Below are 15447 nucleotides of genomic sequence, written 5' to 3'. Positions count from 1 at the left end.
GTTAGACGTTCCAGCCCTTCTCGGCTTCGCTGCCGTTGCGGGGGTCCTCGTGGCGGGCGATGTCCTGCTCGTGGGTCTGGCGGAAGATCGGGCCCATGTCCTCGGCGACCGCGACGGCGCTCATCAGGGCGCCGAAGATGTCGTTGAAGCCGTCCGCCACCTCCTTCTCCAGCGGGAACTCCGAGTCGGAGCGCTCGGCGAGGATCTTCATCACGTTCGCCACCGACGTCAGGGCGGCGGGCAGTCCTTCGACCATGGCGAGGATCTCCATGGCGTTGTCGGGGTCGTAGGCGTTGGCGGCCTGCTCCATCTCGGCGGCCACCTCTTCGAACCGGAAACCGGACACGTGCTCTCCTTCACTCACATCGGTGTTTGTGCTGGTGGGAACCTGGCCGGCGGGCCGTTCGACCCGGTCGGCGACCTCGTCCGCGCCGTCGGCGTCGGCCGCGGCTTCCTGCTCGGCCAGCTCCGTGCGGATGTCGGCGTCCCGCTCGGCGCGCTCCTGGGCCGCCACGGCGACCAGGCGGGCGTACAGGCGGCGGCCGGGGTGGATGAGCCAGGGAAGGTTGAACTTGCGCCCGATCGGGCTGGTGACCAGCCCCAGCAGACCGAGGGGGAGGGCGAGCAGCGCGGCCAGCAGCCGACGGCCGTGGAAGCGGGCCGCCGACCGGTACAGCGCCTTACGGGCCGCCCGCCGCGCCGGCGCCTTACGCACCGCACTGCGCTGCGCGGCCACCCGCTCCGCGGTCCTCGCATCCCGCCGGGCACGCTGCTGAGCGACCGCCGCCCGCTGCACCGCACGCGCCCTACCCGCAGCGGCGCCCGCCAGACGCCCGGCCGGGCCGCGGTGCGCGCCGGAACCGTGCCGGCCGGGGCGAGGGGTGGGGGTGCGGCGGGCGTCGGCGACCGCGCGGCGCGCCGCCGTCGTCTGCGCCCGCCGCTCCGCCCGCGAACCCCCCGCACCCTGCCCGACCGACCGCAGCGCCCGCACCTGCCCCGCCCGGCCTATGGCCCTGGCACCCAACCCGGCCCCGGACCGGGAGCCGGCGCCGCGGCGGCCGGCCGTGTCCTTCGGCGAGCCGGACCCGGTCCTGCCGGCCCTGCCACCTGCCGCGCTGCGGCCGGTCGTGGGACCCGCAGTGCGGCCGGTGGGGGTGGGCGAGGTACTGCGGCGGGACTGGCCGGGCATCTGCCCGGCACCCGCACCGGAGCGGGACGACCGGCCTGCCCCTGTGCTGCCTGCACCGGTGCGGCCCGCCGTGCGTGTTGCTGCACTTCGGCCGGCGGCGCGGGCGGCGGCCCGCCGCGCCTCCCGGCGCGGGTTGGGGTTGCGGTTGCGGGAGGCGGCGGCCACCCCGAGGACGACGGCCCCGGTGGCGGCGACGGCCGCGGCGATCGGGCCGCCGGCCAGGGAGGCGGCGGCGACCATGCCCACGGTCGTGTTCGTCCCCGACAGGGCGAGCGGGACGACCGGCCAGCCACCGGGCGTGTGGTCGACCTCCACCACGGCCGGAGCCGGGGGCGACTTCGGGGGCGGTGCGGGGGCGGGAGCGGCGACGGCTTCCGGTTCGATGCTGACTTCCGTCATGCTGCTGGTACTCCTTTGCTGGAGTGGGGCCCGACCGAAGCCGTGGAAAGTTGCGGTCGGGCCCTGTTGGCATGGGGTTTCAAGCGGCGCACTGTTCGTCGTCGGGGTAGGCGCAGGGCACGCACGTGCCCAGCTCCGCGGGGATGACGTAGCCGGCATCCCGGCGGCACTGCGGACAGGCGCGGCGGGCGGCGTTGGCCTTGGCCAGGGCCGCCCATCGGGCCGGGGTCATCGGCCGGATGGGCTTCGCGTCGTCGACGCGGTAGAGGTAGGCGACCAGCGGGCCGCGGCGGCGGCGGGGCCGTTCGACCTGTGCGGCCACGTCCTGCCCGCCCGGCCGCAGGCCCATCGCGCGCAGCTGACGGCGAGTTGCCAACCCTTCCGGTGCGAGCCGCCAGGGGTAGGTGGGGAGGGTGGCCATCAGCGGCTCACGAGCGCCAGTTCCGCACCGCTGGCGTCCGCGCCGCGGTGCTCGGCGTAGCGGGCGGACACCCACCCCACCGACCAGCCGCACAACTCCGCAGCGGCCCGAACCGGCAGACCGGCGCCGAACGCGGCGGCGACGATGGGGCGGGCCTCGTGCTCGGGAAGCTTGTCCTCGGCCGGACCGCGCTCCAGCAGGGCGGCGCGTTCACGCTCGGCCCGCGCCTGTCGCTCGGCCCGTTCACGGCGCTCCCGCTCCACGCGCTCCCGGCGCTCGTGCTCGCGCCGCTCGGCCGCTTCCTGCTCGGCCCGTTCACGCTCGCGTTCGCGCTGTTCACGCTCGCGTTCACGGCGTTCACGCATCTCCCGCTCGGCCCGCTCCCGGGCCTCTTCACGTTCGCGCTCCTCGCGGCGGGCCCGCTCTTCCCGCTCGGCCTGTTCGCGGGCTAGGGCGGCTTCGTGTTCACGCTGTTCACGCGCCAGCGCGGCGGCGTGCTCGCGCTCCTCGCGGGCCTGCTGGCGGGCGGCTTCGGCCCGCTCCCGCGCCGCCTGCTCAGCCTGCTCGCGCTCGGCCCGCTGCTGGGCTTCCCGCGCGGTGACGGCGGCGGTGATGGCGCGTCGGTAGGCCAGGCCGGTCTCCGCGGTGACGATCAGCAGCAGCGGCGCGACCGCATGCACGGCGACGCCCACCAGGTCCCCGGCCAGCGCGGAATCGGCGACGTTCAACGCCAGCGTCATACAGCCGGTCATCCACCGCAGGACCACCGGCCAGCGTCCGCCGTGCCCGCCGAGGCGGGCCAGGACGGCATCGAGGCGGACCACGATGACTACGGCCGCGTCCACGACCAGGGGCAGGATCGGGGCCGTCCAGTCCCACTCGGGCGGGGTGTGGGCCGCGGCGAGCGGGGTCACGGTCAGGATCGAGTACAGCATCGCGCCGGCCACGATCAGCCAGGTGCCGACCGACAGCGCGCGTTCCGCCGAACGGATCGGGTCACTGTTCACGCGCTCGCCCCCGTCCATGAACGCACCTGAACGGCGGCGATCAGCATCACCGCAGAGGCCGGGTCGTCGGGGCCCTCGAAGTCCTCGGTCCACCGCCACTCAGCGCCCGGCACCGGCTCGAAGCCGAGCACGCTGAGCGCGTCCACGCGCTCCAAGAGCGTCGGCACCGGAGCGGCCCGGTCGAAGGAGTACTCCGGCCACGGGCAGGTGACGCCGTCCAGTAGCACGATGTACAGGCGCCAGCGTCCCTTGAACACGGACATCTGCGCCGTGAACTCCCGCGCCATCACGCCACCACCGGCGCGTCGGCGCCGCCCTGGTTGGCCAGGTCCCGCCGGGTGGCCAGCACCCGGCGGCGGGCCCGCCGGACGCGGCGGGCGTCCAGCTCGCTCGGCGTGCGGTCCAGCGTGGCGATCTGCGCGTCGATCAGGTCGACGTCCGCCAGGATCGCGGGCATCTCCAGCTCGATCGCGTCCAGCTCCGCGGCCGTCGGCTCCATCCACGGAGCGAACGCGGTAACAGCGTCCTGAACAGTCACGATGTGAGTCATTGGGTCGTGTGTCCTCTCACAGGGGTGAACGGCCCAAATGCGGCTCCCGGGGTGCCACTCGGGAGCCGCTCGCCGTTGAAGTCGGACGATCCGGCTCCCCGCGCTCCCGCCCGTACGTCCTCACGCAGCGCGCGGAACGGACGGGCGGGAGAGGCAGCCGGCCGCAGCGCCAGCGCTGCGAGACCGAAGAAGGACCTGGCTTGCTGTACGGGCGCCGCCGGCCGGTCCATTGCGGCGGCGCCTCGGTATGTCGTCGGCTCACACCGACCACCAACCGATCGCAGGGACACGGCTTTCACCGGTGCTCCGTTGCCACGGGCACCGGTCCCGAGCCGGGGAAATCGGGCGCGTCATCGTCACTGCTCTGACGCCAGCAGGGCGGCGCGTACCAGGTGGCAACCTTGGGGTTGACCTCCAGTGGTGGAGGAAGATCCCTGGGGCTGTTCTCCAGTGCTGACACGCGGGGCAGGACTGGTTCTCCTACCGCTAAGGGGCCGCCGACGGCCGTCACCCGGGCCGTTGCGGGGGCGGAGCTTTAGCCCCGCCAACTCATCACTCTGTTGAGTTCTCAACCAGCGCGCGCTCGCTTCGTACTCACCCGCAGGGGGTTTTCCTCTGGACGCTCTATGCAGTACCTGTTTTACAGGTACTGCATGGTGGGCTGTCAAGCATGCCGTCGGAATCACTTGGTTCTTCGCCGGGACGTCTTGACGTAGTCTCAGAATTCCCCCAGCTCAGGGGAGTTGGTCACCCCCTCCATGGACAGCTACGGGACTTCTGGCTACGGTCGAGAAGTCCCTAGAAGTCCCTCAGGGGGTGCAGATGTCGAACGAGCGTTTACGTTCCGCTCTCCTGGCCCGCGGCATGACCGTGCAGAGCCTGGCTGAAGCGATTGAGGTGAACCCCAAGACGGTGGAACGTTGGATCACTCAGGGCAAGGTGCCGTACCGGCGCCACCAGTACGCGACGGCGGCAGCGCTCAAGGTTGACGTGACCTCGCTGTGGGAAGACGGCCGAACCGTTGACGGCGCGGCGGACCTGACAAAGGCCGAGATCGCGACCGTCTACCCGCACCGTCACACGGTGCCGACCGGACTGTGGCGAGAGCTGTACAAGCGCGCTGATCGGAACCTGGACGTGCTTGTCTACTCCGGGCTGTTCCTCTCCGAAGATCCCCTTTTCCACGACCTGTTGAGGGCGAAAGCGGAAGCGGGGGCGCAGGTGCGGATTCTGCTCGGTGACCCCGGGTGCGCGGCCGTTCGACAGCGCGGCATCGACGAGGGGCATCAGATCATGGACGGCAAGATCCGCAACGCTCTCGTCCTGTACCGGCCCCTCATGCGGAGTCACCCCGACATCGGCTTCCGGCTGCACGAATCGACGCTCTACAACTCCATCTATCGGGCCGACGACGAGATGCTCGTCAACCCGCACGTCTACGGGATCGGCGCGTACATGGCTCCCGTCCTGCACCTGCGACGACTCCCGGGTGGGAGTCTCTTCGACACGTACGCGAAGAGCATCGACCACACTTGGGAGCGCGCCAGACCAATCACTGACCAGGACGTAGCGAGCATCACGGGAGCCTGACATGGGCCGTACCGACTACCTGCACGACCCCGACGCGCCGCCGGCCAACTCCGTCGTGCCGTCAGTCGTTGCGTTCGTGCAGAACGAGGTTGGGCAAGTGCTGATGATTCAGCGATCCGACAACGGGCGCTGGGCACTTCCCGGTGGCGGTCACGATGTGGGCGAATCCATCAGTGACACCGTCGTGCGGGAAGTCTGGGAAGAGACCGGCATCCGGGCGGAAGTGGTCGACGTGTCAGGGCTCTACACCGACCCTGGGCACGTCATGCAGTACGACGACGGTGAGGTCCGGCAGCAGTTCAGTATCTGTTTCCGGGCGCGGCCGGTCGGTGGCGAGCTGCGCACGAGCGACGAGACGACTCAGGTCCGCTGGGTCGACCCGGCGGACCTGAAGGCGTTGGACGTGCATCCCACGATGCGGCTACGGATCGAGCACGCCATGGACCGCACGCGGACGGCGCCCTACATCGGCTGACGCTTCGCAACGGCGACCCGTTCGAGAACACGGCATGTGCAGGCGAGGATCTCCGGCTCGGCCCGGCGGATGAACTTGCCGATCAGGCTGTCCGGTCCGTAGCGGCCGGTGATCTCGTTGATTCGGTCGACGGGATTGGTCGGCGTGCCGTCCGGGGTCGTGTTCATGTCGCAGTAGCAGAGCGCGTCATTCAGATGCTCGCTCTCACGGGGGAACTCACCCGTCAGTTCTGCGTGCAGCCCGCGCGCTTCTGCCTCAAGCCACGAGCAGGAGTGGTGAGCGACCAGGTTGGTCACCCGTTCATCGGCGCCGGCTACGTCCCTGAGGTAACGCGCACCGTCCAGCGGGTGAAAGCCTGTCTTGGCCAGGTCCGGCGCATAGCCGATGTCGTGCAGCACCGCCGCGGCCTCCAACAGGTCCGCGTCCTGGTCGAGAACGAGCGCGATCGTACGGGCCCTCTCGGCGACCCCAAGGCAGTGCTTCCAGCGCCGCGGCAGCGGCTCGGAAAGCAGTGACTCAGCCAGGGGATATGCCCACTCCGTCAACGTCGGCAAGCTACAAACGCTCCTCTCGCGCCGGCAGGGCGCGGACCGTCCGCACTCTGCCCTGTCCTCCCCCCGCCAGCACGCCGGCGGCTTCCAACTTCTCCAGCGCCTTGGCCACCGTGGGACGTGACACCCCGAACCGTTCGGCCAGCGCGGAAGCGCTCGGGAACGCTTCCCCCACTTGGAGTCCCTCAGTCGTGATGACGTCCGCGATCCGCTGATCGAGCGGGCGTCGGTCGATCAGTGCGCCGGCGCGCACGACACGCCACCGCTCGCCCGGCACCGGTTCGGCCATGCCTTCCTGACGCAGCACGCCGAACGCACGGAGGGCGACCCCGCGCGAGACCTTGTGGTCGCTCATCACCTCAGCCAGAGATGGAAGCTCCGTCATGGTCGGGTCGTCCTCGATCCGCCTCTTCACTGAGTCGGCAATTTTCAGGAAAGTCCCCCGAGGGTTGGCCTGCTGCGACATTCGCTCTCCCTCTCTGTTTGCCCGGCGTCACCCCAATCCTCCCACGACTCGCCACCGTCGCAGAGGCGGCCCAGACGTCAAGGTACAGACCCCAGGTTGGTTTCAATCAGCGAAATACAGCAACGAAAACGACTCCATCCGGAAGATTCCTAATATCGCTGCTGTTATTTATACTTCGACATCGGGGAGTCTCCTTTGAATCATCTCTGCATGGTCGTTTACGAGATCGGCGATTCCAATTCTTGCATGTTTTATCTGCTCGTTAATCTGGGCAATTCTGTGTCGAATTGTCAATAGGTGATTCTCTCCCTTCTCTGCGGCGCGTTCAGCTTCAAGAAAGTCCCTCCCGCCCTCTCCGGTCATTTTCGCTGAATCGGCCTCTAGTCGAGCCATTTGCACCTCTCGTTTTCCTTCCTCGTACGCTGCTGCCAGGTGCTCGCGCTCCTGTTCCAATTGGCTAATTCTTTCAGTGAATTCGGTATATGGCTCTATAGCTGAGTCGTTAAGGGTGGCAGTGTGGTTGAGGGCCCTCTGAAGTCGAACTGCCCTGCTTATGCGTTTCCAATCTTCACTTCGGAACCTCATTCGTACGAAGCCGTTGGGCAGTTGCTCTTGCGGGGCTGTTCCTAGGCGTTCAATTACTTCCAGTGTGCGCAGCCCTTCATTCATGGCCTCCTGGCGATAGCGGACGCTGTTCTTCGGGTTCCCGGCTTTCACATCCCACCGCTCCGCTTCTCTTGCTAGCACATGGGGAAGCGTGCGGACTTGATCGGCGTCCAGGGTCACCTCCACCGCGTCGCTTGACCCCGCGTCCTCCTGAAGGTTCTTCGCCTGCTCCAGGGTCGATGGGCTAACCGACGCGCCTAGCTCTTCTTTAGCGTATTTCAAGAAGGTGCCCAACTGCACGATAAGGAAATCGCCGCCCTGGCAGCGCTTTTTGAATTCCTGAATTAGCTCCGACCGGGCTCCGATGAATAGGCCGCTTTCCCTTGCAATCCAATCCTCCTTGATGTCGTTTGTTACGAATAGTAGTGATGCCTCGCGGCTAGATGCTTCACGGAGCATCTGCTCCCAGATGAAGAAGTCTCCATGAGGATTCTCCTCTTTGCTGGCATCTTTGTATCCCGGTGGAATTTTTTCCGCGTATCTGCGTTCGGCTTCTTTTCTCTGCGCCTCTTCTTCATCTCCACTGAAAGGCTGACCTACTCTCTCGTCGAGAATGCGCGCCAGGTTGGAGAGTACTGGATCGTCTGAAACCACATTCTCTAACGTGAGATCGAATGACTTCGAATGGCGTCGGACTTCATCTGCCGCACGCCCGAAGGCTTCTTCGATTGGTGCAATTAGCTTCCTCTTGTCTTCGTCAGAAAGTGAACAGTTTTTTGAGAACGCTTGCAGCTCCTGTATGGCCTTCCTCTTTGCCTCATCCAAGCCCTTAGGGACTGTTTCGTGAAGTTTCAGTCTCCCCTTTACTGCATCTATTCGCCGGGCGTAATATTCTGATGCGACATGATGCGGAATCCATACGCGGTCGCGCAGTTGTTCGATCACATTTATAAGCTCATTCCGTGACTCTGGCGTGAAGCGATAGAGTGCTAGGAGGACATTTGTATCCAAGGTGATCATGTGCGACCTGACGGCAGCTTTGTAGTCGCCCGCAGGGCGGCGCCAGCGGCCTTCAAACCCACTCAGAAATGTCGACATATTGCTCCTATCTGTCACGACCGGCCTGTCGATTTTAGCGAGTGACTCCCTGTGGCGCCCGGCGCTTCATAACACTGACGATTGGTTATGTAGCGAGAATGCCATGACCTCACTCGGAAGCCACCGTGGTCGGAAGGGGTCGAGGGCGTGCAATCCGCTGCGTGACAACTCCGATGAATGGTGACGGACGAGCGCGGAGCCCTGTGGATCGAGCAGGATTCTGCAAGCGCTCATGAAGCCGTCTCGACTGTGCACTCCTCGATCCAACGGGCTACGACCGAGAACGTCGCTAGGTACTCCAAGGCTTCCTGCTGGGCCCAGTTCACCTCGTCCTCGTGAGCCGCGAGGTTCCGGAGCGCTAAGAAGACGCCGGCGGAGGTGTACTTCGCGCCGTCTTGGCGGGCCCTCCAGGACGGGGTGCTTCGGTCTCCGTTGAAACGAAGGCGCGGTTTGCCCTCCTCGGGCGCCTTCATGTCGAAACTCTGCATGCAGAGGTCCTTCTCGCCGATGTCGTGGCGTCCAAGCTTCTGCTGGAGGCGTCGGTTGACAGTGCGAGCGGCGGCGAGGACGGCATCTTGATGGGCTTCGGCGGCCCAGAGCGGCGCGGCAGAGTCCCAGACCCAAGGGTGAAGCGCGTCCGCCTGGATGACAGGTGAAGCGGGCCGTAGAAACGCTGCGATCTCGTCTGCGTGCTTTGCGTGCCCAAGGGCCTCGGCTGTCGCAAAGCGTACGAGTTGCCAATACCCAAGACCCTCCGGGACGTACTGGCCCAGTTCGGTAAGAGCTTGTGGAACGTAGGCGTCAACGATTGCGCGGGCGCGCACCAGATCGATCGCGAGGTCCTGAGGCCAGTCCGGCCAGTACCGATTGCCGGTTTTGTCCTCGTTGGCCGCTTCTAGCTTCGAGAGGTGGACGTTTACGTCTTCAAGGAAGTTGCTCAGCGTCTCGACAGCGTAGGCGTGATCCATACCCGGACCATAGGTTGAGTAGCCCAGAGCGGGCAGCGGTTTCCGCTAGTTAGAGTCGCCGGGAGACACCCTTGCTCCCCCACGTGTCCCCCAAGGGTGGCCCGAGATGCGGAAATCGCAGGTCAAGGCGCCCGGACCCGGCCCGCTGTAAATCTGCCGGCTCAGCCTTCCCAGGTTCGAATCCTGGCGCCGCCACGCTGAGTGAGACCCCCTCCGAACTGCGGAAACGCAGGGCGGAGGGGGTCTGCTTCGTTTCCGGCTGTTTTCTCTGGTCCGGACGGGCGGTGGGAGACGGCGCTCGGCTCATCGGCTGCCGGACGGCGGCTCCATCGATGAGCCGAGCACGGACGAGGGCCCCGGCGCCGACCCCGCTGCGGGCCTGGACGGCGGCCCCGGCGCCTACCCCGCTGCCGGCCCGGGGGGCGGCCCCGCTGCCGGTCCCGACGCTTCCTCCCGTTCCCATGTCTTCGCGGCTTTCCGCACGTCCGCTTCGACGTCGTTACGGGGTCTGTTCTCGTCCTTGGCGTACTCCGTGAGCGCGGCCTGGGCGTCGCGGGCGAGGTCGCGCCAGGCGCGCCAGGCGGTCTCGTAGGTGTCGGTCTGGGCCTGGGACCAAGGGGCCGCCGTGGGTGCGCCGTAGGTGTCCCGCAGGTGCAGGACCCTCGCGTGCGCCTCGTCGGCCGCACGCTGTTTCGCGACGAGTTCCTCGAAGATATGTGCCATATGTAGCGATGCTAGGGAGAGGACGCCGGTCGCGCGCGGCGAACGGGGCGTGCGTTGCCGCGCGGGACCCGTGTGGCGCAGTGGGGCAGACTGAGCGCATGTCCAGCCGCCGCAGAACCTGCCCCGAGTGTCGTCGGGAGATCGCCGTCGTCGCCGGACGGTTCGCCCGGCACGACCCGCCCGGCGCGCGCGAGAACGGCCGGCTGACGTCCTGTCCCGGCTCGCGCAGCGCGGCACAACTGGGTGCGGTCCAGCCCTCGTTGGACGGGTACGTGGTGTCCGGCATCCCCGGCCAGCTGCCCTTGTTCTGAACGCGCCCGGCGGCGCGCTCAGTTGCCCGCGACCGACTTCACCGCCACCGGTACCGGCGTCGATCCGGAGACCAGCTCCAGGGTCAGGCCGGCCGTCGCCGGGGTGTCCAGCAGTTCCGCGAGGACGGCGGCCACGTCGTCGCGCGGGATCGACCCGCGGCCGGTATGCGCCTCCAGCCGGACGCGGCCCTCGCCCGGGTCGTCCGTGAGGGAACCGGGGCGCAGAATCGTCCAGTCGAGACCGTTCAGCCCCTGGACGTGCGCGTCGGCCTCGCCCTTGGCGCGCAGGTAGACGTCGAAGACCTCGTCGCCCCGGCGGTCGGGGTCGGCACCGTAGGAGGACACGACGAGGAAGCGGCGTACGCCCGCTCGGACCGCCGCGTCCGCGAACAGGACCGCCGCGCCCTTGTCGACGCTCTCCTTGCGGGACGTTCCGCTGCCCGGGCCGGCGCCCGCGGCGAACACCGCCGCGTCCGCGCCCCGCAGGACGTCCGCGACCTCCGGCTCCGACGCCGACTCCAGGTCCAGCACGGCCGGTTCGGCGCCGACGGCCCGCAGGTCGTCGCTCTGCTCGGCCTTGCGGACGATGCCCGCGACCTCGACTCCGCGTGCGGCGAGCAGACGCTCCAGCCGCAGCGCGATCTGACCATGACCTCCGGCGATGACAATGCGCATGCCTTCGACCGTACGCCCGGCCGGGCCGTACGGCGCGTCACCGGTGCCGGACACCGGACACGGCGGCCGCCGGATCCCGCGGCCGTCGTGTCCCGTGGACACCGCATCCCCGTGGACACCGGATCCCGGCCTACGGCAACGTGCTCCGCCCCTGCCGTGGCAGTCCCCATTCCTCCGCCGCCGAGTCGCAGTACTCGCGCACCGCGCTGGTGCGGGCCACCACCCGCCCCCGGTGGATCACGATCCGGCTGTACGCCAGCGACAGCGCGCCCGCCAGGCGGTCGCCGCGGACGGCCAGCAGGTCGGCGGGGAAGCCCGCCTCCACCCGCACCTCGGGCAGCCCCAGGGCCGCCCGCGCGGACGTGCTGACGGCGTCGTACGCCTCCTCGGGGTGCAGGCCGTGGCGGGAGGCCAGGAGGTACGCCGCCTCCAGCGGGTCGCCCCGGCCGACCGGGTTGGAGACGTCCCGGAGGGTGCCGCTGCCGGCCGCGATCCGGACGCCGGCCGCGCGCAGCAGCCGTACCGGAGGCGTGTCGCGGCGGTCGGTGGCGCCGCAGCCGCCCTGGGGGAGGCACACCACCGTCACGCCCGCCGCGGCGAGTCGGTCGGCGGTGCGGGCCGCGGACTCGGCGGGAAGGCGGGCGAGGGCGGCGCACGGGCCGAGGGTGACGCCGGGGCGCAGTCCGCCCGCCATCGCGGCCAGGCGGGCCAGGCGGGCCGGGTCGGCGGCGTCGGTGTGCAGGTCGACGGGGCAGCCGTGTTCGGAGGCGACCTCCAGGACGGCCTCCACGTAGCCGGTCGGGTCGGGGTCGAGGTCCGGGCAGCCGCCCACCACCGAGGCGCCCATCTTCAGGGCGTCCCGCAGCATCGCGAGCCCGTCCGCGCCCGCCGCCCCGGTCAGCAGCCGGGGCATGGCCACCGTCGTCACCTCGGCCAGCCCGCGCAGCGAGCGCCGGGCCTGGAGGACGGCCGCCAGCGAGCCGAGCCCCTGGACGTCGCCGACGCGCACGTGCGCGCGGGACGCCGTCGCCCCGTGCCCGAGTTGCAGCAGGGCGGCCTCGGTGGCCCTGCGCTGGACGTCCTCGGGGGCGTACGAGACGGGTCCTTCGGTGTCCGCGGAGAGCGCGGTGTCGGCGTGGGCGTGGGGTTCGGCGGGGGCGGGCAGCAGGAGGTACCCGCCGAGGTCCACGCGGGTGCCGGGGGCGGGAGCGGTGCCGGCCGTCAGGCTGCCGGCGGTGCCGACCGCCTCGATGCGCCCGCGGCCCAGCCGTACGTCCACGGTCCGGCCGTCCGTGAGGCGGGCGCCGCACAGCAGGAGGACGCCGGGGTCCTGCTGCCCGTCCGTGGACGCCGGCGTCCCGGACGGCGGGGGCGGCTGCGGCTGGCTGTCGGGCATCGCGCTCCAGGGGCTCGGCAGGGAGTGGGGGCTCGCTGCCCGGGGCTCGGGCAAGATCACGCAGAGTGAGTCGAGCCTAGGGCGGCCGTCCGGCGCTGTCGGGGAGGAGCGCAATAGTCGTACCGGTGCGGTCCGGTGGGCCGGAGGGGCTCGGGAGCCGTGTGCCGCCTGGGCGGAACGGGGGCCGGCGGGGTCGGGCAAACGGATTTGGGTGAACGGCTGCGGACCGTGTAATGTCTTCATCGCTCGCCCCAATAGCTCAGTCGGTAGAGCGTCTCCATGGTAAGGAGAAGGTCTACGGTTCGATTCCGTATTGGGGCTCTGGTGGGTGAGGTTCCCGTCGTGAGGCGGGACCTGATCCCATCAAAGCGGTGTAGCTCAGTCGGTAGAGCAAGCGGCTCATAATCGCTGTGTCACCGGTTCAAGTCCGGTCACCGCTACTGACAGTAGCCGATTGTGGGGTCGGTCCTTCGATCGGCTACTCTTTCTTGCGTATATGTCCCATCCGTTCGTCAAGGAGCACTCACGTGGCTGCCACCGACGTCCGCCCGAAGATCACGCTGGCCTGCGTGGAGTGCAAGGAGCGGAACTACATCACCAAGAAGAACCGGCGTAACAACCCGGATCGACTGGAGATGAAGAAGCACTGCCCGCGTTGCAATGCGCACACCGCGCACCGCGAAACGCGATAATTCAGGCTCGTACGCGAGGCCGTCCCCGAGTGATCGGGGGCGGCCTCGCGTCGTTGAGCGACCAGTACCGGTCAGTAGAGCGACGCAGAGCAAGCAGGAGGTGCCGAGCCGATGGCGCTCGACCAGTCCTTCGTGGGACGGACCTACCCGCCCACCGATCCCTATGAGGTCGGCCGGGAGAAGATCCGCGAGTTCGCGGAGGCCGTGGGGGACACCAACCCGGCCTACACCGACCCGGAGGCCGCCAAGGCGCTCGGGTATCCCGACGTGATCGCCCCGCCGACCTTCGTGTTCTCCATCACGTTCAAGGCCGCGGGCCAGGTCGTCCGGGACCCGCAGCTCGGTCTCGACTACAGCCGGGTGGTGCACGGCGACCAGAAGTTCGCCTACCGGCGCCCGGTGCGGGCCGGTGACCGGCTGACCGTGACCTCCACCATCGAGGCGATCAAGTCCATGGCGGGCAACGACATCGTGGACGTCCGGGGCGAGGTCCACGACGAGGCCGGCGAGCACGTCGTGACCGCCTGGACCAAGCTCGTCGCCCGCGCGGCGGAGGAGGGCTGACATGACCGCGAAGATCTCCTACGACGACGTCGAGGTCGGCACCGAGCTGCCGGCGCAGTCGTTCGGCGTGACCCGGGCCACCCTCGTCCAGTACGCGGGTGCCTCCGGGGACTTCAACCCGATCCACTGGAACGAGAAGTTCGCCAAGGAGGTGGGCCTGCCGGACGTCATCGCGCACGGCATGTTCACCATGGCCGAGGCGGTCCGGGTCGTCACCGACTGGACCGGCGACCCGGGCGCCGTCGTCGAGTACGGCGTCCGCTTCACCCGGCCCGTCGTCGTCCCGAACGACGACGAGGGCGCGACCATCGAGGTCAGCGGCAAGATCGGCGCCAAGCTCGACGACCGCACGGTCCGCGTGGACCTGACTGCGACCAGCGGCGGACAGAAGGTGCTGGGGATGTCCCGGGCGGTCGTACGACTGGCCTGAGCCCGACCCGGTCGTACGACCGGTACGAGCGTGACCGGTCCCGGTGAGGTCCGCCCGGGGCCGGAGACGTCCGCACCGACACCGGTGGGGGTAAGGGGCGTCTTCCCTTGTGGGGCGCCCCTTACCCGTGGTGAGTGCGCGGCCGGGGCTGTCGGTGCCGTCTCGTAGGCTTGGGCGCGTGCTGGAACTCCACGACGCCCCGCTCGCCCCGCTGACCACCTTCCGGCTGGGCGGCCCCGCCACCCGGCTGGTGACCGCGACGACCGACGCCGAGGTGGTCGCCGCCGTGCGCGAGGCCGACGCCGACGGCACGCCGCTGCTCGTCATCGGCGGCGGCTCCAACCTCGTCATCGGCGACAAGGGATTCGCGGGCACCGCCCTGCGCATCGCCACCAGCGGCTTCGACCTCGCCGGTACGACGCTGGAGCTGGCCGCCGGTGAGGTGTGGACCGACGCCGTCGCCCGCACCGTCGAGGCCGGACTGGCCGGCGTCGAATGCCTGGCCGGCATCCCCGGCTCGGCCGGCGCGACCCCGATCCAGAACGTGGGGGCGTACGGCCAGGAGGTGTCCGCCACGATCTCCGAGGTGATCGCCTACGACCGCCGCACCGGCGAGACGGTCACCCTCGGCAACGGGGAGTGCGCCTTCTCCTACCGGCACAGCCGCTTCAAGGCCGACCCCGAGCGCTACGTCGTCCTGCGCGTCCGCTTCGCCCTGGAGGACGCCGGCGGGCTGTCCGCGCCGCTCAGGTACGCCGAGACGGCACGCGCCCTGGGCGTGGCGCCCGGCGACCGGGTGCCGCTGGAGCAGGCCCGCGAGACCGTGCTGAAGCTGCGCGCGGGCAAGGGGATGGTCCTGGACGCCGAGGACCACGACACCTGGTCCGCCGGGTCCTTCTTCACCAACCCCATCCTCGCCGACGCCGACTTCGCGGTGTTCCACGCGCGCGTGAGGGAACGGCTCGGCGAGGACGCCGTACCGCCCGCCTACCCGGCGGGGGAGGGGCGCACCAAGACCTCCGCGGCCTGGCTGATCGACAAGGCCGGCTTCACCAAGGGCTACGGCAGCGGGCCCGCCCGCATCTCCACCAAGCACACCCTCGCCCTCACCAACCGCGGCGAGGCCACCACGGAGGACCTGCTGGCGCTGGCCCGGGAGGTCGTGGCCGGGGTGCGGGAGGCGTTCGGCGTCACCCTGGTCAACGAGCCGGTGATGGTCGGGGTCGGGCTGTAGGGCCTGTCCGGCGGTGCCCTGGAGCCCGCCGTGGGTGCGGTGACGGTGGGCAGGGGGCGGCCGCGGGCCAAGGGCCTCCCCCGATCCGTGGCCCCGGCGGCC

Annotated in this window: 19 protein-coding genes and 2 tRNA genes; 9 read left to right on the top strand and 12 right to left on the bottom strand. The window is 69.3% G+C overall.

What is annotated here, in order from left to right; all coding sequences use genetic code 11:
• Position 1 precedes the first annotated feature (1 nt).
• From AB0N31_RS19640 to AB0N31_RS19620, 5 genes are all read right to left on the bottom strand, one after another.
• Entirely contained in the window at positions 2-1588 is a 1587-nt protein-coding gene (locus tag AB0N31_RS19640; RefSeq protein ID WP_366059633.1) for a hypothetical protein, read from the bottom strand.
• 79 nt (positions 1589-1667) lie between these two features.
• Complete coding sequence (locus tag AB0N31_RS19635) at positions 1668-2009, bottom strand: RRQRL motif-containing zinc-binding protein (protein WP_366059632.1); 342 nt, start codon at positions 2007-2009, stop codon at positions 1668-1670.
• Positions 2009-3016: a DUF2637 domain-containing protein gene (locus AB0N31_RS19630; protein WP_366059678.1), complete on the bottom strand. Its 1008-nt coding sequence runs from the start codon at positions 3014-3016 to the stop codon at positions 2009-2011. The genes AB0N31_RS19635 and AB0N31_RS19630 overlap by 1 nt, the downstream gene beginning before the upstream one ends.
• Positions 3013-3303, bottom strand: coding sequence for a DUF6303 family protein (locus tag AB0N31_RS19625; protein ID WP_366059631.1), 291 nt, complete (start codon positions 3301-3303; stop codon positions 3013-3015). The genes AB0N31_RS19630 and AB0N31_RS19625 overlap by 4 nt, the downstream gene beginning before the upstream one ends.
• Complete coding sequence (locus AB0N31_RS19620) at positions 3303-3566, bottom strand: DUF6284 family protein (RefSeq protein ID WP_366059630.1); 264 nt, start codon at positions 3564-3566, stop codon at positions 3303-3305. The genes AB0N31_RS19625 and AB0N31_RS19620 overlap by 1 nt, the downstream gene beginning before the upstream one ends.
• Before the next feature lie 822 nt (positions 3567-4388).
• Between AB0N31_RS19620 and AB0N31_RS19615 the strand changes: the two genes are divergently transcribed.
• The gene (locus AB0N31_RS19615) at positions 4389-5156 is read left to right on the top strand and encodes a helix-turn-helix transcriptional regulator (protein WP_366059629.1); all 768 of its coding nucleotides are present in this window, start codon (positions 4389-4391) and stop codon (positions 5154-5156) included.
• A gap of 1 nt (position 5157) precedes the next feature.
• Positions 5158-5631, top strand: a complete 474-nt coding sequence (locus tag AB0N31_RS19610) for an NUDIX domain-containing protein (protein WP_366059628.1) — start codon at positions 5158-5160, stop codon at positions 5629-5631.
• Here the strand turns inward: AB0N31_RS19610 and AB0N31_RS19605 are convergent.
• The 5 genes from AB0N31_RS19605 to AB0N31_RS19585 form a co-directional block, all read right to left on the bottom strand.
• Positions 5619-6185: an HD domain-containing protein gene (locus AB0N31_RS19605; RefSeq protein WP_366059627.1), complete on the bottom strand. Its 567-nt coding sequence runs from the start codon at positions 6183-6185 to the stop codon at positions 5619-5621. The genes AB0N31_RS19610 and AB0N31_RS19605 overlap by 13 nt on opposite strands.
• 1 nt (position 6186) lies before the next feature.
• Entirely contained in the window at positions 6187-6648 is a 462-nt protein-coding gene (locus AB0N31_RS19600) for a GntR family transcriptional regulator (RefSeq protein WP_366059626.1), read from the bottom strand.
• A 168-nt stretch (positions 6649-6816) separates the two neighbouring features.
• A complete protein-coding gene (locus tag AB0N31_RS19595) occupies positions 6817-8274 on the bottom strand; it encodes a PIN domain-containing protein (RefSeq protein ID WP_366059625.1) in 1458 nt (485 codons plus the stop codon).
• A gap of 308 nt (positions 8275-8582) precedes the next feature.
• Entirely contained in the window at positions 8583-9320 is a 738-nt protein-coding gene (locus AB0N31_RS19590; RefSeq protein ID WP_366059624.1) for a TIGR02391 family protein, read from the bottom strand.
• A 399-nt stretch (positions 9321-9719) separates the two neighbouring features.
• A complete protein-coding gene (locus AB0N31_RS19585) occupies positions 9720-10043 on the bottom strand; it encodes a hypothetical protein (protein ID WP_366059623.1) in 324 nt (107 codons plus the stop codon).
• Positions 10044-10141: 98 nt separating this feature from the next.
• On the opposite strand from AB0N31_RS19585, the gene AB0N31_RS19580 reads away from it, so the two are divergent.
• Entirely contained in the window at positions 10142-10354 is a 213-nt protein-coding gene (locus AB0N31_RS19580) for a hypothetical protein (RefSeq protein WP_366059622.1), read from the top strand.
• 18 nt (positions 10355-10372) lie between these two features.
• Here the strand turns inward: AB0N31_RS19580 and AB0N31_RS19575 are convergent, their stop codons facing one another.
• Together AB0N31_RS19575 and AB0N31_RS19570 are read right to left on the bottom strand one after the other, a co-directional pair.
• Complete coding sequence (locus AB0N31_RS19575; protein WP_366059620.1) at positions 10373-11029, bottom strand: SDR family oxidoreductase; 657 nt, start codon at positions 11027-11029, stop codon at positions 10373-10375.
• A gap of 130 nt (positions 11030-11159) precedes the next feature.
• Positions 11160-12425: an amidohydrolase family protein gene (locus AB0N31_RS19570; protein ID WP_366059619.1), complete on the bottom strand. Its 1266-nt coding sequence runs from the start codon at positions 12423-12425 to the stop codon at positions 11160-11162.
• A 248-nt stretch (positions 12426-12673) separates the two neighbouring features.
• Here AB0N31_RS19570 and AB0N31_RS19565 point away from each other — a divergent pair.
• The 6 genes from AB0N31_RS19565 (at position 12674) to AB0N31_RS19540 (ending at position 15345) form a co-directional block, all read left to right on the top strand.
• A tRNA-Thr gene (locus AB0N31_RS19565) sits at positions 12674-12746 on the top strand.
• A 46-nt stretch (positions 12747-12792) separates the two neighbouring features.
• A tRNA-Met gene (locus AB0N31_RS19560) sits at positions 12793-12865 on the top strand.
• Positions 12866-12952: 87 nt separating this feature from the next.
• Positions 12953-13117 carry a 50S ribosomal protein L33 gene (rpmG, locus tag AB0N31_RS19555; protein WP_003948671.1) on the top strand — a complete coding sequence of 55 codons (165 nt, stop codon included), beginning with the start codon at positions 12953-12955 and terminating at the stop codon, positions 13115-13117.
• Positions 13118-13228: 111 nt separating this feature from the next.
• Positions 13229-13681 (top strand): MaoC family dehydratase N-terminal domain-containing protein, encoded by a 453-nt coding sequence (locus AB0N31_RS19550; protein ID WP_366059618.1) that lies wholly within the window; start codon positions 13229-13231, stop codon positions 13679-13681.
• A 1-nt stretch (position 13682) separates the two neighbouring features.
• Positions 13683-14111, top strand: coding sequence for a MaoC family dehydratase (locus AB0N31_RS19545; RefSeq protein ID WP_366059617.1), 429 nt, complete (start codon positions 13683-13685; stop codon positions 14109-14111).
• Between the two features lie 178 nt (positions 14112-14289).
• Positions 14290-15345: a UDP-N-acetylmuramate dehydrogenase gene (locus tag AB0N31_RS19540; protein ID WP_366059616.1), complete on the top strand. Its 1056-nt coding sequence runs from the start codon at positions 14290-14292 to the stop codon at positions 15343-15345.
• Positions 15346-15447 lie beyond the last annotated feature (102 nt).

It is taken from the genome of Streptomyces sp. NPDC051051 (assembly GCF_040682975.1).
Taxonomy (GTDB): Bacteria; Actinomycetota; Actinomycetes; order Streptomycetales; family Streptomycetaceae; genus Streptomyces.
The sequence above is the reverse complement of the archived record's forward strand: the minus strand, read 5'-3'. Positions and strand labels throughout refer to the sequence as shown.

Bases quoted from the DNA above. Each gene is read 5' to 3' on its own strand.
- AB0N31_RS19640 (WP_366059633.1), bottom strand. From the start codon at position 1,588: ATGACGGAAGTCAGCATCGAACCGGAAGCCGTCGCCGCTCCCGCCCCC.
- AB0N31_RS19635 (WP_366059632.1), bottom strand. From the start codon at position 2,009: ATGGCCACCCTCCCCACCTACCCCTGGCGGCTCGCACCGGAAGGGTTG.
- AB0N31_RS19625 (WP_366059631.1), bottom strand. From the start codon at position 3,303: ATGGCGCGGGAGTTCACGGCGCAGATGTCCGTGTTCAAGGGACGCTGG.
- AB0N31_RS19620 (WP_366059630.1), bottom strand. From the start codon at position 3,566: ATGACTCACATCGTGACTGTTCAGGACGCTGTTACCGCGTTCGCTCCG.
- AB0N31_RS19615 (WP_366059629.1), top strand. From the start codon at position 4,389: ATGTCGAACGAGCGTTTACGTTCCGCTCTCCTGGCCCGCGGCATGACC.
- AB0N31_RS19610 (WP_366059628.1), top strand. From the start codon at position 5,158: ATGGGCCGTACCGACTACCTGCACGACCCCGACGCGCCGCCGGCCAAC.
- AB0N31_RS19600 (WP_366059626.1), bottom strand. From the start codon at position 6,648: ATGTCGCAGCAGGCCAACCCTCGGGGGACTTTCCTGAAAATTGCCGAC.
- AB0N31_RS19595 (WP_366059625.1), bottom strand. From the start codon at position 8,274: ATGATCACCTTGGATACAAATGTCCTCCTAGCACTCTATCGCTTCACG.
- AB0N31_RS19590 (WP_366059624.1), bottom strand. From the start codon at position 9,320: ATGGATCACGCCTACGCTGTCGAGACGCTGAGCAACTTCCTTGAAGAC.
- AB0N31_RS19585 (WP_366059623.1), bottom strand. From the start codon at position 10,043: ATGGCACATATCTTCGAGGAACTCGTCGCGAAACAGCGTGCGGCCGAC.
- AB0N31_RS19580 (WP_366059622.1), top strand. From the start codon at position 10,142: ATGTCCAGCCGCCGCAGAACCTGCCCCGAGTGTCGTCGGGAGATCGCC.
- AB0N31_RS19575 (WP_366059620.1), bottom strand. From the start codon at position 11,029: ATGCGCATTGTCATCGCCGGAGGTCATGGTCAGATCGCGCTGCGGCTG.
- AB0N31_RS19570 (WP_366059619.1), bottom strand. From the start codon at position 12,425: ATGCCCGACAGCCAGCCGCAGCCGCCCCCGCCGTCCGGGACGCCGGCG.
- AB0N31_RS19550 (WP_366059618.1), top strand. From the start codon at position 13,229: ATGGCGCTCGACCAGTCCTTCGTGGGACGGACCTACCCGCCCACCGAT.
- AB0N31_RS19545 (WP_366059617.1), top strand. From the start codon at position 13,683: ATGACCGCGAAGATCTCCTACGACGACGTCGAGGTCGGCACCGAGCTG.